Source organism: Shewanella sp. ECSMB14101 (genome assembly GCF_000773485.1).
Lineage (GTDB): Bacteria > Pseudomonadota > Gammaproteobacteria > Enterobacterales > Shewanellaceae > Shewanella > Shewanella marisflavi.
Genome location: NZ_JSFF01000016.1, coordinates 105,013 through 126,345 on the forward strand (window position 1 = coordinate 105,013; position 21,333 = coordinate 126,345).

Below are 21,333 nucleotides of genomic sequence, written 5' to 3' on the forward strand. Positions count from 1 at the left end.
GCCGATATCAGCAAACTGATATCCAAAGATTAATTACTATAAGAAAACAGGCTTATGGAAATGACATTAAATAGTGAAAGTAAGCGCAGCAGCGTGATCCCTATGGCGATCGTGGCAGGGCTCTTCTTTATTTTGGGCTTTGCGACCTGGCTGAACGGGTCCTTGATGCCTTACCTTAAACAGATCCTGCAACTCACCCCTCTGCAAGCCTCCCTCATCCTTTTCTCCTTCTATATCGCCGTAACCCTTACCGCTTTGCCCTCTGCATGGGTGATCCGCAAGGTAGGTTATAAAACCGGTATGGCAATGGGGATGGGGATCATGATGATTGCCGGTCTGTTGTTTATTCCTGCTGCTAAGACTCAGATATTTGCACTGTTTCTCTTCGCTCAGTTGGTCATGGGCACAGGGCAAACGCTGCTACAAACTGCGGTGAACCCCTATGTGGTCAGAATTGGCCCCGAAGAATCGGCAGCAGCCCGTGTAAGCGTAATGGGGATCCTCAATAAAGGTGCTGGGGTTATCGCGCCGCTGGTATTTACCGCACTTATCCTAGATAGCTTTAAAGATCGTGTGGGCACAGAGCTTACTCAGGCTCAGATAGATGAGATGGCTAATGGTTTGGTTTTCCCTTATCTGGGAATGGCCATTTTTATCGGGGTATTGGCCGTGCTGGTGAAGAAGTCGCCACTGCCTGAGCTTGAAAATGAGGATGAGCCAGAAGAAGGCAGCAAAGGCCATACTCGTGAGGCATTATCGCATCCCAACCTGGCGCTTGGCGTGGTTGCGCTCTTTTTCTATGTCGCCGTCGAGGTGATTGCCGGTGATACCATAGGTACCTTCGCACTCTCTTTGGGGGTCGAGAATTATGGTGTGATGACCTCCTATACCATGATCTGTATGGTTCTGGGTTACTCGCTTGGTATTCTGACGATTCCTCGCTTTATCTCTCAGCCTAAAGCGTTGATGATCTCTGCGATATTGGGGCTCTTGCTGACCTTAGGTATCCTGTTTGGCGACAACGAATCTTATACCATTGCAAATATACTTTTGGTGCCTTTCGGTGGTGCCATGTTGCCCGACACTCTGCTGATGATCGCCTTCTTAGGTTTGGCTAACGCCATCGTCTGGCCTGCGGTGTGGCCTCTGGCGCTCTCTGGCATGGGCAAACTGACCAGTACTGGCTCAGCGCTCTTGGTGATGGGGATTGCAGGCGGCGCCTTCGGCCCGCTTTTCTGGGGACTCACTAGCTCGGCGACCTCTCTGGGTCAGCAGGGCGGCTATATGGTGATGTTGCCATGCTACCTGTTTATTCTCTTTTATGCCGTAAAAGGCTATAAGATGCGTAGCTGGAAGTAATATTCAAAAATATACTTAACCACAAAAGGAGCCTAGTGCTCCTTTTTTGTTGCCTAGTATCAAGGGGCAACTCGTTAATGACGGCTTTATTATGAGAGGGGATGTTGGCATCAGGAGTGCAATGAATCCCATCAAGGGGCGGTAAATTACAGATATAAAAAAGCCCCGACAATGTCGAGGCTGATTTATATGGTGCCGGCACCAAGAGTCGAACTCGGGACCTACTGATTACAAGTCAGTTGCTCTACCAACTGAGCTATGCCGGCTAAATTGTGGTGCCCGAACCCGGAATCGAACCAGGGACACGAGGATTTTCAATCCTCTGCTCTACCGACTGAGCTATTCGGGCAACTAAACTAAGTGTCTAGTTAACTACTTCAAACCAGGTCTTTGTGACCCGTCCCGTTTGGAGTGCGCGTATAATATAGCGCTGATATTTATCCTGCAAGTGCTTTTTTGGATAATTTTAACCGCATGGCTAGTTAATGCTCAAAGTGCTGGCTTTTTAGCAATGATGTCGGTTTTTAGTACAAATTGAGTGATGAAATCTGACTTTTTACTCTGTTTTGTCTTAAAGAGACCATATCTGTTCCTAGCTTACCTCTGTTTCCCCCGATATAAGGCTTATAGGGTTGAAACCTTTCTAAAATCTAGAAGTTAATTGGCGAAATTACGCGATATTTATCTAGATAAACCGAAGTTAACATGGTGTTAAGTCGTTAATGAGGATGAATCGTGTTTAAAAATACTCAGAGCCGCTATGGGATTGTCAGCATCGCCTTGCATTGGTTGTCGGCCATTGCCGTATTGGTGCTGTTTGCCCTTGGTGTATGGATGGTTGAGTTGACCTATTACAGCCCTTGGTACAAGCAGGCGCCGGATCTGCATAAGAGTATCGGTGTCCTGTTGTTAGTCGCCACCCTGTGTCGCTTGCTTTGGCGTGGATTTAACCCGGCCCCCAAGGCGTTAACAGAGCATAAAAAGTGGGAGCAGGTATCGGCGGCCATAGTTCATCGCCTGCTATACCTGCTGCTGATTGCCATTTTAATCACCGGCTATCTGATCTCTACGGCTGACGGCCGGGCGATTGGTGTATTTTCGCTGGTTGAGTTACCCAGTCTCGGGCGTTTGTTCGAGGGGCAGGCGGATATCGCCGGTTGGCTACACCAATATTTAGCCTATGGCTTTATCGCTTTGGTATCGCTGCATGCCTTGGGCGCCATAAAACATCACCTCATAGACAGAGACGCAACATTAAAACGCATGTTAAACATTAAGGAGACACAATGAAGAAGGCTTTATTAGGCGCCACACTCTTAAGCGCAATAGGTGCAGGTGCAATCATGCTTCCTATGACGGCATCAGCCGCCGATTATGTAATAGATACTCAAGGTGCTCATGCCTCGATACAGTTTAAGGTGAGTCATCTGGGCTACAGCTTTGTCGTTGGGCGTTTTAACGACTTTGAAGGTAACTTTAGCTTCGATAGCAAGCAGATCGGCGATGCAAAGGTCAATGTTGAAATCGACACTGCAAGCCTGGATTCAAACCACGCCGAACGTGACAAGCACTTAAGAAGCGAAGATTTCCTTAATGTTGCCAAGCACCCCAAGGCTAGCTTTGTTTCAAGCTCAGTGGAAGATTTAGGCCAGGGTAATTTCGTGCTTAATGGCAATCTGACTCTTAATGGTGTCACTAAGCCGGTGGCGATAGATGCTAAGTTTATCGGTGAGGGGCAAGACCCGTGGGGAGGCTATCGCGCCGGTTTTGTTGGACAAACAGAATTTGCCCTGAAAGATTATGATATCAAGATGGACCTTGGACCAGCCTCTAGCCATGTAACCCTGGATCTTGTGGTCGAAGGTATCCGCCGGTAATCTCTTTTTGAAGTAAAGAGTATCTGCCAGACACAAAAAAGCGCCTTTCGGCGCTTTTTTATTATTCGTCATCTTTTTGCGGCACATAGCCTTCAATTTCGACCTCTTTGCCCTCAAACAGAAAGTTTACCATCTGCTCTTCGAGGAACTTGCGATCGTCAACATTCATCATGTTGAGTTTTTTCTCATTGATAAGCATGGTCTGCTTGGCCTGCCAGAGTGACCAGGCTTCCTGACTGATGTTGTCAAAAATACGCTTACCGAGTTCACCCGGGTATAGCTGAAAGGCTAGGCCGTCTGCCTCTTTCTTTAGATACTGGCAGTTAACTGTACGCGCCATGATTACTCCTTATTTAATACTGAACCTAAGTTAGACAGTAGCCGCTCCGTTGCAGCGGCGAGTCCAACCTTGGGTGGCTTGGCTATGTTATACCAGAGAGATGCCGCTTCTTCCATGATCTCATGTGGAGTTGTGGTTTTCTCGGCAATATAGGCACTGATATCCAGATGGAAATGGCTGAAGGTATGGTGAAAGCTGTCAAAGGGGTCACGACTCTTGAGGGTAAGCCCCTTAGCCTTGGCAAACTCCTCGAGTGCACTTTGACTGTCAAACTGAGGAAAACACCAGAGGCCGCCCCATATTCCCGCGGGGGGCCTCTTACTCATCAGTACTTGATCGCCTTCTTTAATGACCAGCATAAAGGCTAGCTTCTCTGGAATTGATTTCTTCGGCTTCTTACCGGGAAAATCCGTTTGGCGCCCCATTAACTGTGCCTTGCAGTCGATGGCAACAGGGCAGAGCTCGCACTTAGGTTTTGAGCGGGTACAGATGCTGGCTCCAATATCCATCATCGCCTGATTGTATTTGGTTACGCCCTCTTGCGGCGTCAATGTTTGGGTGAGTTGCCACAGCTGCTCTTCGACCTCACGTTTTCCAGGCCAACCGGCGATGGCGCCATGCCTGGCCAGCACTCGCTTGACGTTACCATCTAAGATGGGGTGATGCTGACCAAGAGATAGTGAGAGTATTGCACCAGCGGTGGAGCGACCAATTCCTGGCAAGGCGAGCACCTGCTCAAATTCTGTGGGGAATTGCCCTTGATAGTCGTTAGCCACTATCTGAGCACTCTTATGCAGGTTGCGGGCCCTGGCGTAATAGCCAAGGCCTGTCCAGTGGTGCAACACCTCATCCTGATCGGCGTTTGCCAGATCCACTATGGTTGGGAAGCGCTTCATAAAGGCTTCGAAGTAGGGGATAACGGTTGCTACCTGAGTCTGCTGCAACATGATCTCAGATACCCAAACTTTGTAGGGGGTCTTATCTTGTTGCCAGGGAAGGTGTTTGCGCCCATGTTCGTCATACCAGGAGACGATGCGCTGGTGAAATTGCTCTGTTTTCATGGCGCTCAGTGTATAGACGGGTAAGGTTTTTCTCAACCTAAATGGCATCCTTGTTAAGGCACAATTCGCGCCTGTCGGGATTATTGGTATACTTTGGCAACATAGGGCTTGCCTTAGCGCAGTAACTTTGGATAATGCCCTTCTTTTTATAATTTTCCAATCATATAAGTGTCAGGATCCAGGTCGGATCAAATGAGTTTGTGAGTCGAGCCTTGAGATGCTTGACGCTTACTTTTTCTCGGCGCTATATGGCCAATTAATGGCAGATCAGAGGCTGAAAAATAATGAGCGAAGTGACCACAGCAGAGTTTAACGAAGAGGGTAAGTACCTTCGTAAAGTTAGAAGCTTTGTATTACGTGAAGGACGTCTGACCAAAGGCCAGGCGCAGGCCATGGAGCAGCAATGGCCTATCATGGGATTGGATTACTCTCCCGAGCCGCTGGATCTGGCTAAGGTGTTTGGCCGTGAGGCTGATACTGTGCTTGAGATTGGCTTTGGTATGGGGGCCTCACTGGTCGAGATGGCTAAGGCGGCGCCTGAGCTTAACTTTATCGGCATCGAAGTGCATAAGCCAGGTGTGGGCGCCTGCTTGGCCGATGCGGCAGAAGCGGGTGTTACAAACCTGCGCGTGTTTCACCATGATGCCATTGAAGTATTGGAAAATAGCATTCAAAGCGGTAGTTTAGCCAGGGTGCAGCTGTTCTTCCCCGATCCTTGGCATAAGAAGCGCCATCATAAGCGTCGTATCGTGCAGCCTGAGTTTGCTCAGCTTATTCACCGCTGCCTGAAAGTGGGTGGTGTGTTCCACCTTGCGACCGATTGGGAAAACTACAGTGAGCATATGTTAGAGGTGATGAGCGCGGCACCAGGTTATAAAAACCAATCTGCCAGTGGTGATTTTGTGCCTCGCCCCGATCATCGCCCTTTGACCAAATTTGAGGCCAGAGGCCATCGCTTAGGCCATGGTGTCTGGGATCTGATGTTTGAGCGTACCGAGTAAGCTGAATTTCTATAAAGAGAGGGTATACACATGGCAACACGTAGTCGTCGTTTACGCAAGAAATTACGCATCGATGAATTTCAAGAGTTAGGTTTCGACGTAAACTGGACCTTCGAAGACTCGGTAAGCGAAGAACAGATCGATGACATTGTCGATCAGTTTATCGATCAGGTGATTGAAGCCAGAAAACTGGGTTTTCATGGTGGCGGTCATAAAGAGTGGGAAGGGATCATCGCGACCCAGACCATAGGCAAGTGTACCGAAGAAGATCGCCAAGCCGTGAGTGATTTTTGGAAGAATCAGCCAGCTAAAGATGTTGTGGTTAGCGAACTGTACGATATTTGGTGGAACTAATGCCGCAAAAGGCACTGCTCGAAAATATTATTGAGCAGGTCCGTCCGCTGCTGGGCAAGGGTAAGGTTGCCGATTATATTCCAGCCTTAGCCGAGGTGGATCCCCAAAAATTGGGGATCGCCGTCACCACAGTTGATGGTCAAACGATAGGGGCTGGAGATTATCTCGAGCCCTTTTCGATTCAGAGTATCTCTAAAGTATTTAGCCTCACGCTGGCCTTAACCCTATATGAAGAGAGGGAGATCTGGTCTCGTGTCGGTAAAGAGCCTTCGGGACAGTCCTTTAACTCTCTGGTTCAGATTGAACTTGAGCGCGGCGTGCCGCGAAACCCCTTTATTAATGCTGGCGCCCTGATCATTGCCGATCTCTTGCAAAGCCGTTTGGGTGCGCCCAAGCATCATATGCTAGAGGTGGTGAGAAAACTGAGCACCAATCCCCATGTGATTTACGATAAGCGTGTCGCAGCCTCTGAATATGAACACAGCGCCCGCAACGCGGCCATCGCCTATCTGATGAAGTCTTTCGGCAACTTTAATAACGATGTCGATAAGGTGCTAAAAAACTACTTTCATTACTGCGCCCTTAAGATGAGCTGCGCCGATCTGTCAAAGGCGATGCTCTACCTGGCAAACGCTGGCAAGAGCATAGACGGTAAGCCTGTGGTATCACCCATCCAGACCCGTAAACTCAATGCCCTACTGGCGACATCTGGCCTGTATGATGGAGCTGGAGAGTTTGCCTATCGGGTAGGTATGCCAGGTAAGAGTGGCGTAGGCGGCGGTATTATTGCCGTGATCCCAGGTGATATGAGTGTCTGTGTCTGGTCACCCGAGCTAGATAAGAATGGCAACTCATTAGCGGGAACCGCCGCACTTGAACATCTCTCCCAGGCCTTGGGCCGTTCTATCTTTTAAAGGCTGCGATCGCCGCTTTATCAGTTAGTAAAATTCACTAAAAACTGGTTGGAGAGTTAAGTTTTCTCACTAGGTCTATCCTATCGAATATGGCTATATTGTTGATTGTATTGAATTAGTTGATTTTGGCACGATATCTGTATTCTCTGTAATCAACGACACATGGTGCCCCTTGAGCTACACATCATGTGAATCATCGACGACTTAAGGAATAAGAACATGAAGAAACTGACTGCATCTCTTGGACTGACTGCATTTGTACTAGCGACCACGAGTTCGGCTTGGGCTGGCGAGGGTAAAGATAACCAGATCTCCTTTGGCCGTGACGACAAGCAGTGCGAGGTGAGTCTCAACTATGATGTCTCGGTGGAGCCGAGCAAGTTGGTTGTCAGTAAATCAAAAAAAGAGGTCTATCGTATCGAGCTGGGTCAGCTCTATGTCGATGGCGACAGAGTCCAGCTTAATGACAAACAGCAGGCACTGGTTAATCAGTATGCGGGGGAGGTGTCTAATCAACTTCCTGAGGTGATCGATGTGGTACATGACGCCGTGGATATCGCCTCTACCGCCGTAAGCATGGCATTAACGCCGCTACTCGGTGATGCCGCCGGCGCTAAGATTGATGAGATGATGGACAGCCTGGCTAAGCGTATCGATACCGTAGCCTATCAAAATGGCGATAAGTTTTACCTTGGCGCAACCGAGTCCTCTCTGGAAGACACCTTTGGTAAGGAGTTTGAAAAAGAGATGGAGCAGGTGGTGCAAAGTTCAATCGGTAGCATGATGATGACCCTGGGCAGCGAGATGATGAACGGCGATGGTGATACCTTCGAAGAGAAGATGAACGCCTTTTCTGCCAAGATGGAGCGAGTCGGTGATGATATCGAAGCCCAAATCGAGCAACAGGCAACAGATTTAGAAGCGCGCGCCGACAAGCTGTGTGACAACTTTCAGCAGCTGGTTATGATTGAGTCACAGCTGCGCAGCGAAGTCCCCGCACTGAGCGATTTCCCATTAGTGAGCGCTAAACAGCAGCCGCTGCGCGAGTAATTCGCAAGTTAATTCCTCTGGCATCGCAAGATCCACATTTCCCTGCATTTACCTTGGGTGCAGGGCTTTTTTTTGCCTTCAGGTTGCTTTTTGTTATTGGCTTTTCCTAATGTCCTATCTGGGTGTATAGTGACTAAAAAATAGGTATTAGAATCAAAGTGCAAATCTTTGGTATACTTGTAAAAATAATAACAATGCTGGCTAAATTTCGATAACGAAATTGAAATGGCTAACAGTCTGACTCTACTCTTAAAATAATCTGCATAGTCAAGGGGATAACTCTAAACCGTTGAGGTATCTCTATGATTTATAATTGGTATTTATAGTGTCGCATACACCTTAAGGCTATTTAAATGTTAGAACTTTTAGAACCTATTGCAATTTTTACTCATGTTGCTCGCGCCGGGAGTTTTAGCTCTGCAGCGCGAAAATTGGGGATTTCTAAGTCAAAAGTCAGTACTCAGGTTGCCGATCTTGAGCATAAATTAGGTGTTCAGCTGATACAGCGTACCACTCGAAGCCTGAGTTTAACCGAAGCCGGACAGCTACTTTATGCACAAGGTGAGGAGTTACTTCGCGACGCAGACCAGGCGGTTGCCAGTGTGCATAATCTCAATGATGCGACACGTGGTGTACTCAAGGTGGGGATTTCGCAGTCTTTCGGTACCATGCATATCATTCCTGCATTGCCTGATTTTATGGCCAGACATCCTGAGTTGGAGTTGCAGGTCAGTTTGCTGGATCATAAGGTCGATGTGGTCAGCGAAGGGCTAGATCTTTTACTAACCATGTCAGAGCAGTTGCCGCTGGGCATGGTTGCCAGACCTTTGATGAAGTGTCAGTTTCTGTTAGCCGCATCGCCAGACTATGTAGCTAAGCATGGTTATCCTGATCGCCCCGAGCAGTTGGTAGATCATAACTGTCTCGTTTACCAGGGTGAGTGGCACGAACATAGCGTGTGGCAGTTTAAGAAGGGCGATGATTACTGCGAGATAGGTGTGTCGGGTAATTTCAGAGTCGACAATGCCCCAGCACTTAAGTCTGCCGCTGTGAGCGGTTTAGGTGTCGTCTATCTGGCCAGTTACCTGCTCGAAGATGAGATAGAGAAGGGGACTTTGGTGCCATTATTGCCTGAGTGGCAATTGACTCATCACCTGCCTCTGCAAGCGGTTTACCCAAGACGTAAGCACTTGGCGCCAAAGGTCAGTGCCTTTATCGATTTTATTAAAGACCATATTGGCTCGCCTCCATATTGGGATGAACCATATGCAGCGCTGTATGCTCAGCGTAAATAACCTGAAGTGACTGAAAAAGCAGCATTTTGTCCATGTCAGCGTCAAGGTTATTGCTACTTTCAGTTATCAATAACTTAAAAACATTGTTCTCTTAACAAGACGATAACCCTGGGCGTGAGAAATTCCCAGGGTTATTTTTTTAAAATCATATAGTTAAAAAAGTATTGCCTATCTGATTTGCAATGGCTTATTTAGGTTGAGCTAATCCTTGAACAGAATTCACGTTGCAGTCTGTTCTTTATTTAATACAATAGTTGCAGTTGATATCGGGATGACCTGATTCAGATAGCTGAGGATGAGAATGACCCCTCTCATGTTTGGTTACACAGGTCGGCGTTACTGCAATCTTGGATCAATGCTGGCAGCGGTTTAAGAACTAAAACAATGCTAGCCTTAAAACCATCATCCTAGTTTTGGTTTACCCCAGCAATTATTGCTGGGGTATTTTTCTTTTAAGCGTCCTCATTTTTTCCCCCTCTCAATTCGGCCGCTATTTCGTCATGCGATGCTATCTCTTCACTTCTTTTTTGCGCAGGCTTACCTAAGTTTGTGGTGAAATATAGCTGTCTAATAAAGATTATTTAATTTATCTATTATGGTACTGGATTAAAACTCAGGGTATTGTGCTGTGAATGTTCGCATGTTTATGCCCATGGCAGTTAAAGGGATGTTTATGGCTAAAAAAATTGTATTACTTATTGCCGCCTTGATTGGTCTTGTTATCCTAGCCGGGATCTACCGGTTTAACTTTACTGACGATGATCTCTATGTCGTACAGCAAGATGGTACTGTGGTTCCCCTTAATGAAGACAGGGATAATGTCATTCTGACTCTGTTTAGTATCAAGACTCATAAGCACTGGGTTATCCAATTGCCTGAGTCTGACGCAGAGGCACAATTAACCAGGGTTGGCCTAGGCGACAGCCCTTTTGTCAGTGGTGACTACCAGGATGGCCCAGAGCGTGGCAGCGTGAACCTGGATTATCAAAAGATTCTGCCGATTAATGGCGCAGGCATTGATGCAAGCAAGAATATGCTATTTGTCGCGCCCTTTTTTGTTTCCAATCAGGGCAGTGGCGTGTTTTGTTATTTGGGCTTGTTTAGCCTTAATCATCAAAGTGGTGAAATAAAACAGCTTGGCACGCATCTGCTTGGCGACAGAATCGAGATAAAGTCGCTTACAATCGATGAGCCATTCGATGTTACCTCAAGCCTGGTTGTCAGTTACCTGACCCATGGCGATGAGCAGAGTATGGCTCAGCAGCCAGCGAAAGTAATGCAAGAAAGCATTAAGGTGTCAGATAAAGGCTTTGAGGCTGATTAATAGCTGCTTCAAAGCTATGCGGTAATTTCCATCGTTCATCGCCCAAGTACTGCTGCACTCAGAAAGGCACTTAAGATGCCACTCAAGATAGCACTTAGATAAAAAGGCCGCTCAAAGGAGCGGCCTTTTTAATGAGCCTCTGAAACATTGTTCAATAAAGCATTGGTGACTTAAGTATTGTCGACTTAAGCATTAGTGACTTAAGTATTAGCGACTTAGGCATTGTTAGCCCAGTTCATCACCTTAGATTCCAATATATCCAGGGGGAGCGGACCGTTCTTAAGCACTAAGGTGTGGAACTCACGAATATCGAATTTGTCTCCCATGATCTCCTTGGCCTTCTCGCGAATATTGACAATCTTTAGCATACCAATCTTGTAGGCTGTGGCTTGAGATGGCATTACAATATGGCGCTCGACCATCTTAACCGCATCGGACTCGGCGTTAGGGGTATTATTCATGTAATACTGAATGCCCTGCTCACGGGTCCACTTCTTAGCGTGTATACCGGTATCGACGACCAGACGGCATGAGCGCCACAGCTCCATGGCCAAGCGACCAAAATCAGAGTAAGGGTCTTGATACAGGCCCATCTCCTTAGGGAAGTACTCACTGTAGAGTCCCCAGCCTTCTATATAGGCTGTATAGCCGCCAAACTTTCTGAACTTGGGAATGCTTTCCAATTCCTGGGCGATGGCTATCTGCATGTGGTGGCCAGGGGTACCTTCATGATAGGCCAGTGCCTCCATCTGATACTTGGGCATGGCCTCCATGTCGTAAAGGTTGGCGTAGTAGGTGCCTGGGCGACTACCGTCTGGGGTAGGTTGGTTGTAGAAGGCCTTACCCGCCGATTTCTCTCTAAAGGCTTCGACGCGCTTGACTATCATGGGCGCCTTGGGCTTAACATAAAACACCTCATCCAGACGGGAAGAGATGTTATCGATCAGCGTCTTGGCGTCATTTAAGTAGGCGCTGCGACCTTCTTCAGTATCTGAATAGTAGAACTGTTTATCTTCGCGCATAAATTTAAAGAAGGCCTTAAGATCGCCTTCAAAGCCGACCTTCTTCATGATGGCGCGCATCTCTTGGTGGATACGATCGACCTCGGCAAGACCCAGCTGGTGGATCTTATCGGCTGTCATATCTGTGGTTGTAGTGCGTGCCAAGGCATTGTCATAAAAGGCTTCACCATCTCTGAACTTCCACACCCCGTCTTTAGTATTGGCGCGCTTCTCAAGGGTTTCTATGTAAGCGAGCAGCTTGTCATAGGCAGGCTTAACCTGAGCGGTGAGAGCTTGTTTGGCTTCATCAAGTAGCTGCTGTTGCTCGCTTTCAGTTATGGCTAACTTGGCGACTTTACGCTGAAAGTCTGCCCAGATGGCGCTATCCTCTCCCTGGTTAAAGGGGACGCCATTGATGATATTGCGGCTGTCGGATAACACATAGGCGAAGACAAACTTAGGCGCGATGATCCCCACCTTGGCGCGCTCTTCCAGCGCAGCCTCTAGCTGCTGCATATAGCGAGGCACACCATTGAGTCGACTGATATAGGCCTTGGCATCTGAGACGCTGTCTATTTGGTGTTGGTTAATCAGGAAAGAGGCCACCATAGAGTGACCACCGTACATCTGGTTCACCGGGTAGCTGTACAGGCGCCATTTATAATCGCTGATGCTGTTTTCAAGCTTTTGGGTTAGCAGGTCATAGCTTAAGCGAGTCTGTGCATCGAGTTTAGCGATATCTAGCTGCTTAAGTTGAGCAAGGTGTTTCTTGTTACGTGCCAGGCTCTCCTTATCGGCGGCTTCACCACGCTCATCCCACTTGTCGTAGTCTTTCTTAATCCCCAGGTGTGTCTGGCGGATGGGGCTGGCCATTACATTCTCCATGAAGATGGCTTCAAACAGTTGATTGGCTTTTAATGATTCCTGAGTGCTCAACTGGGCGCTTGGCTCAGAGGCACTATGTAATAGAGAGATAGGAGCGGCGTGAAGGGCGCCTGAAATAAGGGTCGCCAGAGAGAAGGCGATAATTGTCGTTTTTGTTTTTATAGGCATAAGTAGGGCTTCCGTTGTTTGGTGCCCATTATCCTAATAAAGCTGACAATTAAATATGCGAACTAAGTGTTAGAAAATGTTTCTATTCCCCTCTGATGAGGGGAAAGATTATTCGCAAAAGAGTCCAAGGAGTTCATTGACGAACATGTTGCCTTTGGCGGTGAGTTGCCAATGTTCCTCGCCGATAATGACTAGGCCTTTTGCGGCGCCGCGTGTCATACCTTCATCGAGCACCTGGGCGGACAAGCCGGTGCGGCTTTCAAATTCACTTTTGGGAATAGGTGACATTAGCCTGAGGCGGTTCATCAGATATTCCAATGCCCTGTCTTCTGGCAATACCTCGCTCTTATCGAAAAGGTAATCACTGGCACCAAGGTAGCCCTTGGGGTGCTTTATTTTCACCGTGCGCCAGATACGCTGATCTTGGGCAGTGGTTATCTTGCCATGGGCGCCACAGCCAATGCCCAGATAGTCACCAAATTGCCAATAGTTGAGGTTGTGGCGACAACGATATCCCGGCTTGGCGTAGGCGGAGATCTCATACTGTTCATAGCCGAGTGCCTTGAGGCGCTGCTGGCCCTGCTCATAGATCTGCCACAGATCTTCATCGTCAGGCAGCTGAGGGGGCTTAGAATGAAACAGGGTATTGGGCTCTATGGTGAGCTGATACCAGGAGAGGTGAGGCGGATTAAGCGCCGCCGCCGTGTCGATATCACGCATCGCCTCTTCAAAGCTTTGGTTTGGCAGACCATGCATCAGATCGAGATTAAAGCTTTGATAGCCAGCCTCGGCCGCCTTGCTCGCCGCGACTTCAGCCTCCTGCTTATCGTGTATCCTGCCCAAAAGGTTGAGCTTATCGCTGGAAAAACTCTGGACTCCTATGGAGAGGCGAGTGACGCCGGCGGCGCGATAAGCGCTAAAGTCGTCATGTTCCAGCGTGCCTGGGTTGGCCTCCATGGTGATCTCTATATCCGCTGCAAAAGGGATCTGCTCAGCGACGCCTTCGAGCAGACGCTTAATCTGACTGGCATCAAACAAAGACGGAGTACCGCCACCGATAAAGATGGAGTGCAGGTTACGTTCCTGAACATAAGCGGCATCGGCTGCTAAGTCCGTCAGTAGCGCATCGACATACTCTTGCTGCGGCAGCTCACCATGCTGTCCATGGGAGTTGAAGTCACAGTAGGGACATTTCTGCACGCACCAGGGAATATGAATATAGAGGCTGAGCGGAGGTAGCTGTAGCATTAACCTAATACACCCTTAGCCTTAAGTTCGCTTAGCAGCAGTTGCATCGCCTTGCCCCTGTGGCTGAGGGCATTTTTCTCATCGCTGCTCAGTTCGGCGGCGCTGCACTCATGCTCAGCGGGAATAAAGATAGGGTCGTAGCCGTGGCCATTGTCACCCTTAGGCTCGAAACCTATGGTGCCTTCCCAGGACGCCTGGCAGATGATGGGAGTAGGATCTTTGGCATGGCGCATATAGACCAAGATGCACTGAAAGCGTGCGCGGCGCTGGTCTGAATCTCCTAGGGCGCCGAGCAACTTAGTGTAGTTGTCGCTATCGCTTGCCCCTTCGCCGCCGTAACGGGCGGAGTAGATCCCTGGTGCGCCTTCAAGGGCATCCACCTCTAAACCTGAGTCGTCGGCGATGGCGGCAAGGCCGGTGACCTCGGCGGCATGACGCGCCTTGATGATCGCATTCTCAACGAAGGTGGTGCCTGTCTCCGGTACCTCTTCGACATTGAATTGGCTCTGAGGCAGGACCTCTATGCCATATTCGGCGAGGATCTCGGCAAACTCTTTCAGTTTCCCCTTGTTGCCGCTGGCTAGTACGATTTGATTCATGTTTAGTGACTCATTGTGGCAGGTTTCATTGGCGGCAATGATACCCAAGCTGGGCGGGAAACGATAGAGCAAAGCCAGCAAAAATAACGCCGCGAACCTAAGTGCGCGGCGTTATTGAGAGCTATCGGTTTTGACTGATTAATCGACGTAGAATTTCTGCTTAAACTTCAGCTGAGTGTTGAGCTTATTGCCATGCTTGATGGCGATCTGAAAGTTGATCTCTTGATCGTCACGGTAGGGCACCTCGGCAATATAGTAGATAGCATCACCTTCGCGGATCTCTTTAAATGACAGTTCAACCCTGGCATCGAGCAGGTTGTTGGCGATCCCTGAGATCTCCACGGGCACGGCCGGATTGCCCTCGGCATTGGTATCCAGCACCGAGATGTTAATCAGCCCGGTATAGCTACTGCGTGTGATGCCATAGGTCTTAGCAATCGATGGCGTAATAAAGGTGCTGCCCAGGGCAACATAGTGAATATCGAAATTACCGACTGTCTGTTTTTGCTCTGCAAAGGCGTTGCTCATGGGCAGCAGCATAAGCGCCAAGGCACAGAAAAGGGTACGTATCATGGTGGACTCCTGTCACGGAACAATTGATTCTAGTATAGCTATTAAAGTCTTAACCTGGGGCCGCTGGCTTTATTTGCTTACACATTTCATGGGATTAAGGTCGCAATCACCTCAGGGATCGCTTTTGGCATCACCACGCGGATCTGCTTGTGGCGCCCCAGTTCCCCCTTTTCGATAAGGATATTGCCCTTGGCAGTTTTAAACTGCTTTGCCAGAAACTTGCAAAGGTGGGCATTAGCCTTACCGTCGATGGGGGGAGCTGTAATGGCAACCTTAAGCTCGTCGCCATGGGGACCAATGATCTGGTCCCGGCTGGCTTTCGGCTGAATATAGAGCCTGATTAATAGATCTTCCTGCTCTCGTGTTACGGGTGGCATCTAGACGTTGGCCCAGAAGGGAACGTATTGAGACAGCAACTTGTTGATAAAGATCAGGCCGAACATGAAGATCATTACAGAGAAATCCAGGCCGCCCATGGGGGGAATGATTCGGCGTATTGGAGCAACCAGTGGCTCAGTCAACTGCGCCATTACCATCTCAATCGGGTTATGTCCCTGACTGACCCAGCTAAGAATCGCCCGCAGGATAAGCATCCAAAACAGCAAGACGCCTGCCTGCTTAATCACAGAGACCAGGGCTACCAAGAGTATGATCGGCAGGTTTATATCAGCGCCCGCCATCAGGCTGAGGATCACAAACTTAATCACGACCACCGCAAGCGCGAGTACCACAGAAGCCGTATCTAAACTGCCCAATGGCGGCAGGACGCGACGCATAGGGCCGACGATAGGATGGGTCGCCTTCACGACAAACTGACTGAAGGGGTTGTAAAAATCGGCGCGGGCAAGCTGCAGCCAGATACGAATAATGACCACCATAAGGTACAGGTCAAACAGGGTGTTCACTAAAAAGCTAAATGCATCCATTGTGTTTCTCTACTTATATGTATCGAATGAATCTGTTCGAATAAAAAAGGGCTAGACCTAAAACTGTTTTGCCATCTCCAGGGCTCTGTCCATGCAGTCATGCATGGCGGTGCGCACTATCTCTCTCAGACCTGCGCGTTCGAACGCCGCCAGCGCCTGCGCCGTGGTGCCGCCCTTAGAGGTGACATTTTCTCTTAACTGCGCCGGAGAAAGCTGCGGATTTTGCTTTACCATAGAGGCCGCGCCTAAGGCTGCCTGCTGCACCATCTCTCTGGCAGTTTGCTCATCGACGCCATCTTGTTTGGCACTGTCAATCATAGCCTCCATCATAAGGAAAAAATAGGCCGGAGAGCTGCCTGCCAGGGCGATAACTTGATTGAGATCATCTTCCTTTTCGACCCAGACTACTTCGCCACCCGTCTTCATGATCTGCTCACACAGTTGGCGATCGGCTTCACTTACCCCTGGCTGTGCATAGAGGCCTGTCATGCCAAGGCCGATTTGAGTGGGAGTGTTGGGCATGGTGCGGATAAGCTTTATTGGCTGCTTAAAGAAGCTATGGTAACGCTCGGCCGTGACACCTGCGGCGATGGTGACAATCAGCTTATCTTTGAGATCTAGGCCGCTCATCTCTTCACACACCTGCTGCATCAGCTGAGGTTTCACCGCTAGCACGATAACATCGGCATCTTTGGCCGCGTTAAGATTGTCGTGGGAGACTATGATGCCTAAATCATTTTTCAGGGCGACCAGCTTGGCCTCGCTGGGGTTGGTGGCATGAATCAGCTGCGGCGCATAGCCGCCTTTTACCAAACCACTGGTGATACTGCGGGTCATGTTTCCTGCGCCGATAAAGCAAATCTTCTTCTGTGTCATAAGGCTCTCTATTTATTCGTCTAATTATCTATATTTGGGCACTGGGTTAAATTACAAGGCCAAAGCTTAAGCTTTGGCGTAGTCGCGCTCGCCAAAGATGGCGCTGCCGATACGCACCATGGTCGAGCCCGAGGCGATAGCCAGTTCCAGATCTTGGCTCATTCCCATGGAGAGGGTATCAATTGCCGGATAGCTCTGTTGTAGCTGTTTAAACAGGGTTTGCATTTGGCGAAACTCAGCCTGCTGTACCGATTCATCAGAGGTGGCGGTCGGAATGGCCATTAGCCCTCTGAGGGTCAGCTTGGGCAGGGCCGAGATAGCATCGGCCAGCGGCGCTATCTCCTCTGGCGAGACTCCCGACTTACTCTCTTCCTGGCTGATATTTACCTGAATACAGACCTGTAGCGGCGGCAGATCCTCTGGGCGCTGCTCGCTCAGGCGTCTGGCGATTTTTTCTCGGCTCAGGGTATGCATCCAATCAAAATGTTCGGCGATACTCTTGCTCTTGTTCGATTGCAGTGGGCCGATGAAATGCCACTCTATGTCACCGTGGCTTTCACGTAGGGCTTTAACCTTCTCTTCCCCTTCCTGGACATAGTTTTCACCAAAAAGCCGTTGCCCGGCATCATATGCCGCTGCTATCTGCGAAATAGGCTTGGTTTTACTGACTGCCAGCAGCTGTATGTCCTTGCTGTCACGTGATGAATTTTGCGCCGCTTGAGCGATTCTTTGGTGGGCGTCAGCCAGTCTGTCTGCTATTGTTGTCATGTTGTAAGTTTTTGGTTGAATGGATATCCCATACTATGGAAATCACAGAGTTACTTGCCTTTAGTGTAAAACACAACGCGTCGGATCTACACCTTTCAGCGGGAGTATCTCCCATGATACGTGTTGATGGCGAGGTCAGAAAGATTAATCTGCCGGCCCTGGATCATCAAGGCGTACATAGCCTCGTTTATGACATCATGAACGACAAACAGCGTAAAGATTATGAAGAGCACTTAGAGATAGATTTCTCGTTCGAAGTGCCCAATTTAGCTCGCTTCCGTGTGAACGCCTTTAACCAATCGCGCGGCGCCGCGGCGGTGTTTCGTACTATTCCCAGCGAGATCTTAAGCCTTGAAAAACTCGGCGCCCCCGATATTTTCAAAAAGATTGCCAGCTTCCCTCGTGGCCTGGTGCTGGTAACCGGCCCCACAGGTTCGGGTAAGAGTACCACCCTGGCGGGCATGATAGATTATGTGAACGAAAACCGTCACGACCATATCCTGACCATCGAAGACCCTATCGAATTCGTGCACCAGAATAAGCAATGTCTGATCAACCAGAGGGAAGTGCACAGACACACCCACAGCTTCAACGCGGCACTGCGTAGCGCACTGCGTGAAGACCCGGACGTGATCCTGGTGGGTGAGATGCGTGACCTTGAAACCATTCGTCTGGCCATGACGGCGGCGGAAACCGGTCACTTAGTATTCGGTACACTGCACACCACCTCAGCGGCGAAAACTATTGACCGTGTGGTCGACGTTTTCCCTGAAGGTGAAAAGAGTATGGTACGTACCATGTTGTCTGAATCACTGCAGGCGGTTATCTCGCAAACCCTGATCAAAAAGGTAGGCGGCGGCCGTGTGGCAGCTCACGAGATCATGATGGGTACACCGGCTATCCGTAACCTGATCCGTGAAGACAAGGTGGCCCAGATGTACTCGGCCATTCAAACGGGTATGGCTCACGGGATGCAGACTCTGGATCAATGCTTGCAGAATCTGGTCAATCGCGGCCTGATCACCCGTGAAGATGCAATGTCTAAGAGTTCTAATAAAAACGCTAGTTTCTAGTAAGGTTTGATTATGGAAGTTCGTCCATTTTTAAAGGTGATGGTAGAGCGTAAGGCATCGGATCTATTCATCACGGCTGGTTTTCCTCCCAGCGCCAAGGTTGATGGTGAGGTGCGACCCCTTGCCGAAAATCCCTTTACGCCGGCTCAGTCACTGGAGTTTGTCGAAGCCTTGATGACAGAGGCTCAGCGCAAAGAGTTTCACGAGACCCGCGAATGTAACTTCGCTTATGGCGAGAAGGATCTGGGGCGTTTCCGTGTTAGCGCCTTCTGGCAGCGAGAGTCGCCAGGTTGCGTAATGCGTCGCATCGAGACCAAGATCCCGCTAGTCGAAGATCTTCATCTGCCGCCAATTTTGAAAGACTTAGTGATGAGTAAGCGCGGTCTTATCATCATGGTGGGTGGTACGGGTACGGGTAAGTCGACTTCGCTCGCGGCCCTGGTGGGCTATCGCAATGCCCATGCTCGCGGTCATATTCTGACCATCGAAGATCCGGTGGAATTTGTCCATGACCATCGTAAGAGCATCATCACTCAGCGAGAGGTAGGTATAGATACTGATTCTTTCGATGCTGCGCTAAAGAGTTCTTTGCGTCAGGCACCAGACGTGATTCTGATCGGTGAGATCCGAACCCAGGAAACCATGGAGTTTGCCCTGTCGTTCGCCGAAACCGGTCACCTCTGTATGGCAACCTTGCACGCCAACAACGCTAACCAGGCGCTGGACCGCATCATGCACCTGGTGCCAGAGAGTAAGCATCAGCAGTTACTGTTCGATTTGTCGTTAAACCTGCGCGGCATTGTGGCGCAGCAGTTGGTGCCAAAGAGTGACGGTACGGGTCGCCGTGCGGCCATCGAGGTATTGATTAACACCCCAAGGGTTTCTAGCATTATCCAGAAGAACGAGCTGCATCTGCTTAAGGAAACCATGGCGAAATCCAACGAGCAGGGGATGCAGACCTTTGACCAGGCGCTACTCAAGCTCTATGTGGAAGGTGAGATCAGCTACTCGGATGCATTGCATCACGCCGACTCGCCAAACGATCTGCGCTTGATGATTAAGCTGCAAAGCTCAGAGTCTGCAAGTTCAGGCTTTATGGAAGGTGTGACGCTGGATCTCGACTAGGTGTTATTGCCTTCGCGAAAAACCGATAAAGCATTTATCGGTTTTTTTATGGGTCAGCCTTGATCCTCACAGGTCTTGGCTGCGTACTTTGGCAGGGTATAAGGTCGGCCATGGTTAAAGTGGGACCTAATTCGAGTAATTTAAATTTTGGTATTCACCCAGGTGCCTGTTCACAATAAAGTAATTGGCATCTTAGCGTAAAAACAAGGAAGCAAATTGGCTAACTATTTTGGATTGAGCAAACAGCAGGGTCATGGCGCTCGCGGCAAGACCACAGTGCTGCTGATGAACCTGGGCACCCCAGATGCACCAACCACAGGCGCCGTACGCCGTTATCTGGCGGAGTTTTTATCAGATCCCAGAGTGGTGGAGATCCCTAAGCTGCTATGGATGCTGATATTGCATGGCATCATACTCAGAGTGCGCCCAGCCAAGTCTGCCGCCCTGTATCAATCTATCTGGACAGAGCAGGGCTCACCCTTGATGGCGATCACTAAGGCGCAAAGGGATAAGCTCGCGCAGCAATTGAGTGGCAGTGACGTCAATGTGGCGTTCTGCATGCGTTATGGTCAGCCAAGCGTCAAGGAGACCTTGAGACGTTTGCATAGCGAGGGCACAGATAAGCTTATTGTCTTGCCGCTTTACCCTCAGTACGCAGCGCCCACCACGGCCTCAGCCTTCGATGCCCTGACCAAAGAGCTTGCCCAGTGGCGCTACCTGCCATCGCTGCACTTTATCAACACTTATCATGATCATCCCGACTATATTGCGGCGCTGGCGGACTCTATCGCTAATGATTTTGAGCAACATGGTAAGCCGAAGAAGTTAGTGCTCTCTTACCACGGTATGCCCGAGCGTAACCTGCACCTTGGCGATCCCTATTACTGCTTGTGTCAGAAGACGACCCGTTTGGTAGTGGAGCGTCTAGGACTCACCGATGGCGACTATATCACCACCTTCCAGTCGCGCTTTGGTAAGGCCAAGTGGCTTGGCCCCTACACGGATGCCACCTTAGAAGCCTTGGCAAAAGAAGGCGTCGATGATATTGCCATTGCCTGTCCGGCCTTTAGCGCCGACTGTCTGGAAACCCTCGAAGAGATTGAACACGAGAATCGGGATGTGTTCATTCAGGCGGGTGGCGAAAAGTATCGTTATATTGCCTGTCTTAATGATAGGGATGATCATATTGAGATGATGGCGAATCTGGTGAGGCCTTATCTTTAACTGGGAAGGTTAAAGTGGGGGGCTTGGTTGCCTCAAGGTGGCCATTGGTGAAATGCCGAGTCTTTAGAAGGGCTCGGCATTTTTGTTTTTGAATATTGAGTCTTCACTTTTTTCTCGTTTCGAGAGTCATTGTTATAGGAAGTTTCGCTGCCTTTCTTCGAGGGAGTGGCTGCAATTTTTTGAAGCTTTCGGCTTCATTTCAATTTATGGCAGTGATTGCAACACTGAGCGTCAATGTCATCAATAGCCTGCGGCTCGCTCTTGTGCAGATACATCTGCTACACGCCGTGAA

General features: G+C 49.3%; 22 protein-coding genes and 2 tRNA genes. 12 read left to right on the top strand and 12 right to left on the bottom strand.

What is annotated here, in order from left to right:
• Positions 1-54 precede the first annotated feature (54 nt).
• The gene (gene nagP / locus NY07_RS13250; RefSeq protein ID WP_373681757.1) at positions 55-1,359 is read left to right on the top strand and encodes an N-acetylglucosamine MFS transporter NagP; all 1,305 of its coding nucleotides are present in this window, start codon (positions 55-57) and stop codon (positions 1,357-1,359) included.
• A gap of 190 nt (positions 1,360-1,549) precedes the next feature.
• Here nagP and NY07_RS13255 read toward each other — a convergent pair.
• Both NY07_RS13255 and NY07_RS13260 read right to left on the bottom strand, forming a co-directional pair.
• Positions 1,550-1,625, bottom strand: a tRNA-Thr gene (locus NY07_RS13255).
• Positions 1,626-1,632: 7 nt separating this feature from the next.
• Positions 1,633-1,708: transfer RNA gene (locus tag NY07_RS13260), tRNA-Phe, on the bottom strand.
• Positions 1,709-2,094: 386 nt separating this feature from the next.
• On the opposite strand from NY07_RS13260, the gene NY07_RS13265 reads away from it, so the two are divergent.
• Positions 2,095-2,649, top strand: a complete 555-nt coding sequence (locus NY07_RS13265; RefSeq protein WP_033539841.1) for a cytochrome b — start codon at positions 2,095-2,097, stop codon at positions 2,647-2,649.
• On the top strand, positions 2,646-3,236 hold the full coding sequence (locus tag NY07_RS13270) for a YceI family protein (protein ID WP_033539842.1): 591 nt from the start codon (positions 2,646-2,648) through the stop codon (positions 3,234-3,236). Before NY07_RS13265 ends, NY07_RS13270 begins: the two co-directional genes overlap by 4 nt.
• A 61-nt stretch (positions 3,237-3,297) precedes the next feature.
• On the opposite strand, the gene NY07_RS13275 is transcribed toward NY07_RS13270, so the two are convergent.
• Together NY07_RS13275 and mutY are read right to left on the bottom strand one after the other, a co-directional pair.
• A complete protein-coding gene (locus tag NY07_RS13275; protein WP_011864926.1) occupies positions 3,298-3,576 on the bottom strand; it encodes an oxidative damage protection protein in 279 nt (92 codons plus the stop codon).
• A 2-nt stretch (positions 3,577-3,578) separates the two neighbouring features.
• Positions 3,579-4,637 (bottom strand): A/G-specific adenine glycosylase, encoded by a 1,059-nt coding sequence (mutY, locus tag NY07_RS13280; RefSeq protein ID WP_033539864.1) that lies wholly within the window; start codon positions 4,635-4,637, stop codon positions 3,579-3,581.
• Between the two features lie 284 nt (positions 4,638-4,921).
• Here mutY and trmB point away from each other — a divergent pair, with 284 nt between their 5' ends.
• The 6 genes from trmB (at position 4,922) to NY07_RS13310 (ending at position 10,575) form a co-directional block, all read left to right on the top strand.
• The gene (trmB, locus tag NY07_RS13285; protein WP_033539843.1) at positions 4,922-5,638 is read left to right on the top strand and encodes a tRNA (guanosine(46)-N7)-methyltransferase TrmB; all 717 of its coding nucleotides are present in this window, start codon (positions 4,922-4,924) and stop codon (positions 5,636-5,638) included.
• Between the two features lie 30 nt (positions 5,639-5,668).
• Positions 5,669-5,992 (top strand): YggL family protein, encoded by a 324-nt coding sequence (locus NY07_RS13290; RefSeq protein ID WP_033539844.1) that lies wholly within the window; start codon positions 5,669-5,671, stop codon positions 5,990-5,992.
• Entirely contained in the window at positions 5,992-6,906 is a 915-nt protein-coding gene (gene glsB, locus NY07_RS13295) for a glutaminase B (protein ID WP_033539845.1), read from the top strand. The genes NY07_RS13290 and glsB overlap by 1 nt, the downstream gene beginning before the upstream one ends.
• A gap of 219 nt (positions 6,907-7,125) precedes the next feature.
• Positions 7,126-7,956, top strand: coding sequence for a YggN family protein (locus tag NY07_RS13300; protein WP_033539846.1), 831 nt, complete (start codon positions 7,126-7,128; stop codon positions 7,954-7,956).
• A 353-nt stretch (positions 7,957-8,309) separates the two neighbouring features.
• On the top strand, positions 8,310-9,251 hold the full coding sequence (locus tag NY07_RS13305; RefSeq protein ID WP_033539847.1) for a LysR family transcriptional regulator: 942 nt from the start codon (positions 8,310-8,312) through the stop codon (positions 9,249-9,251).
• A 673-nt stretch (positions 9,252-9,924) separates the two neighbouring features.
• A complete protein-coding gene (locus tag NY07_RS13310) occupies positions 9,925-10,575 on the top strand; it encodes a hypothetical protein (RefSeq protein WP_033539865.1) in 651 nt (216 codons plus the stop codon).
• A gap of 215 nt (positions 10,576-10,790) precedes the next feature.
• On the opposite strand, the gene NY07_RS13315 is transcribed toward NY07_RS13310, so the two are convergent.
• The 8 genes from NY07_RS13315 to NY07_RS13350 form a co-directional block, all read right to left on the bottom strand.
• Positions 10,791-12,629: a DUF885 domain-containing protein gene (locus tag NY07_RS13315; RefSeq protein ID WP_033539848.1), complete on the bottom strand. Its 1,839-nt coding sequence runs from the start codon at positions 12,627-12,629 to the stop codon at positions 10,791-10,793.
• Between the two features lie 108 nt (positions 12,630-12,737).
• Positions 12,738-13,877 (bottom strand): radical SAM family heme chaperone HemW, encoded by a 1,140-nt coding sequence (gene hemW / locus NY07_RS13320; protein WP_033539849.1) that lies wholly within the window; start codon positions 13,875-13,877, stop codon positions 12,738-12,740.
• Entirely contained in the window at positions 13,877-14,476 is a 600-nt protein-coding gene (gene rdgB / locus NY07_RS13325) for an RdgB/HAM1 family non-canonical purine NTP pyrophosphatase (protein WP_033539866.1), read from the bottom strand. The genes hemW and rdgB overlap by 1 nt, the downstream gene beginning before the upstream one ends.
• A 138-nt stretch (positions 14,477-14,614) precedes the next feature.
• Positions 14,615-15,049, bottom strand: coding sequence for a DUF4426 domain-containing protein (locus tag NY07_RS13330; protein ID WP_033539850.1), 435 nt, complete (start codon positions 15,047-15,049; stop codon positions 14,615-14,617).
• An 86-nt stretch (positions 15,050-15,135) separates the two neighbouring features.
• Complete coding sequence (yggU, locus tag NY07_RS13335) at positions 15,136-15,426, bottom strand: DUF167 family protein YggU (RefSeq protein WP_033539851.1); 291 nt, start codon at positions 15,424-15,426, stop codon at positions 15,136-15,138.
• On the bottom strand, positions 15,427-15,975 hold the full coding sequence (locus tag NY07_RS13340; protein WP_033539852.1) for a YggT family protein: 549 nt from the start codon (positions 15,973-15,975) through the stop codon (positions 15,427-15,429). It abuts the gene before it with no gap.
• A 57-nt stretch (positions 15,976-16,032) separates the two neighbouring features.
• A complete protein-coding gene (gene proC / locus NY07_RS13345; protein WP_033539853.1) occupies positions 16,033-16,851 on the bottom strand; it encodes a pyrroline-5-carboxylate reductase in 819 nt (272 codons plus the stop codon).
• 66 nt (positions 16,852-16,917) lie between these two features.
• Positions 16,918-17,619 carry a YggS family pyridoxal phosphate-dependent enzyme gene (locus NY07_RS13350; protein WP_033539854.1) on the bottom strand — a complete coding sequence of 234 codons (702 nt, stop codon included), beginning with the start codon at positions 17,617-17,619 and terminating at the stop codon, positions 16,918-16,920.
• Between the two features lie 35 nt (positions 17,620-17,654).
• Here NY07_RS13350 and NY07_RS13355 point away from each other — a divergent pair, with 35 nt between their 5' ends.
• The 3 genes from NY07_RS13355 (at position 17,655) to hemH (ending at position 21,041) form a co-directional block, all read left to right on the top strand.
• Entirely contained in the window at positions 17,655-18,692 is a 1,038-nt protein-coding gene (locus NY07_RS13355; protein ID WP_033539855.1) for a type IV pilus twitching motility protein PilT, read from the top strand.
• A gap of 12 nt (positions 18,693-18,704) precedes the next feature.
• A complete protein-coding gene (locus NY07_RS13360; RefSeq protein WP_033539856.1) occupies positions 18,705-19,817 on the top strand; it encodes a PilT/PilU family type 4a pilus ATPase in 1,113 nt (370 codons plus the stop codon).
• 216 nt (positions 19,818-20,033) lie between these two features.
• Complete coding sequence (gene hemH, locus NY07_RS13365) at positions 20,034-21,041, top strand: ferrochelatase (RefSeq protein ID WP_033539857.1); 1,008 nt, start codon at positions 20,034-20,036, stop codon at positions 21,039-21,041.
• Positions 21,042-21,333: the final 292 nt, after the last annotated feature.

Coding starts and splice junctions, on each gene's coding strand:
- NY07_RS13300 (WP_033539846.1), top strand. CDS start 7,126: ATGAAGAAACTGACTGCATCTCTTGGACTGACTGCATTTGTACTAGCG.
- NY07_RS13290 (WP_033539844.1), top strand. CDS start 5,669: ATGGCAACACGTAGTCGTCGTTTACGCAAGAAATTACGCATCGATGAA.
- NY07_RS13330 (WP_033539850.1), bottom strand. CDS start 15,049: ATGATACGTACCCTTTTCTGTGCCTTGGCGCTTATGCTGCTGCCCATG.
- NY07_RS13340 (WP_033539852.1), bottom strand. CDS start 15,975: ATGGATGCATTTAGCTTTTTAGTGAACACCCTGTTTGACCTGTACCTT.
- NY07_RS13275 (WP_011864926.1), bottom strand. CDS start 3,576: ATGGCGCGTACAGTTAACTGCCAGTATCTAAAGAAAGAGGCAGACGGC.
- NY07_RS13350 (WP_033539854.1), bottom strand. CDS start 17,619: ATGACAACAATAGCAGACAGACTGGCTGACGCCCACCAAAGAATCGCT.
- NY07_RS13305 (WP_033539847.1), top strand. CDS start 8,310: ATGTTAGAACTTTTAGAACCTATTGCAATTTTTACTCATGTTGCTCGC.
- proC (WP_033539853.1), bottom strand. CDS start 16,851: ATGACACAGAAGAAGATTTGCTTTATCGGCGCAGGAAACATGACCCGC.
- yggU (WP_033539851.1), bottom strand. CDS start 15,426: ATGCCACCCGTAACACGAGAGCAGGAAGATCTATTAATCAGGCTCTAT.
- NY07_RS13315 (WP_033539848.1), bottom strand. CDS start 12,629: ATGCCTATAAAAACAAAAACGACAATTATCGCCTTCTCTCTGGCGACC.
- hemW (WP_033539849.1), bottom strand. CDS start 13,877: ATGCTACAGCTACCTCCGCTCAGCCTCTATATTCATATTCCCTGGTGC.
- glsB (WP_033539845.1), top strand. CDS start 5,992: ATGCCGCAAAAGGCACTGCTCGAAAATATTATTGAGCAGGTCCGTCCG.
- mutY (WP_033539864.1), bottom strand. CDS start 4,637: ATGAAAACAGAGCAATTTCACCAGCGCATCGTCTCCTGGTATGACGAA.
- rdgB (WP_033539866.1), bottom strand. CDS start 14,476: ATGAATCAAATCGTACTAGCCAGCGGCAACAAGGGGAAACTGAAAGAG.
- nagP (WP_373681757.1), top strand. CDS start 55: ATGGAAATGACATTAAATAGTGAAAGTAAGCGCAGCAGCGTGATCCCT.
- NY07_RS13270 (WP_033539842.1), top strand. CDS start 2,646: ATGAAGAAGGCTTTATTAGGCGCCACACTCTTAAGCGCAATAGGTGCA.
- NY07_RS13360 (WP_033539856.1), top strand. CDS start 18,705: ATGGAAGTTCGTCCATTTTTAAAGGTGATGGTAGAGCGTAAGGCATCG.
- NY07_RS13310 (WP_033539865.1), top strand. CDS start 9,925: ATGGCTAAAAAAATTGTATTACTTATTGCCGCCTTGATTGGTCTTGTT.
- trmB (WP_033539843.1), top strand. CDS start 4,922: ATGAGCGAAGTGACCACAGCAGAGTTTAACGAAGAGGGTAAGTACCTT.
- NY07_RS13355 (WP_033539855.1), top strand. CDS start 17,655: ATGGAAATCACAGAGTTACTTGCCTTTAGTGTAAAACACAACGCGTCG.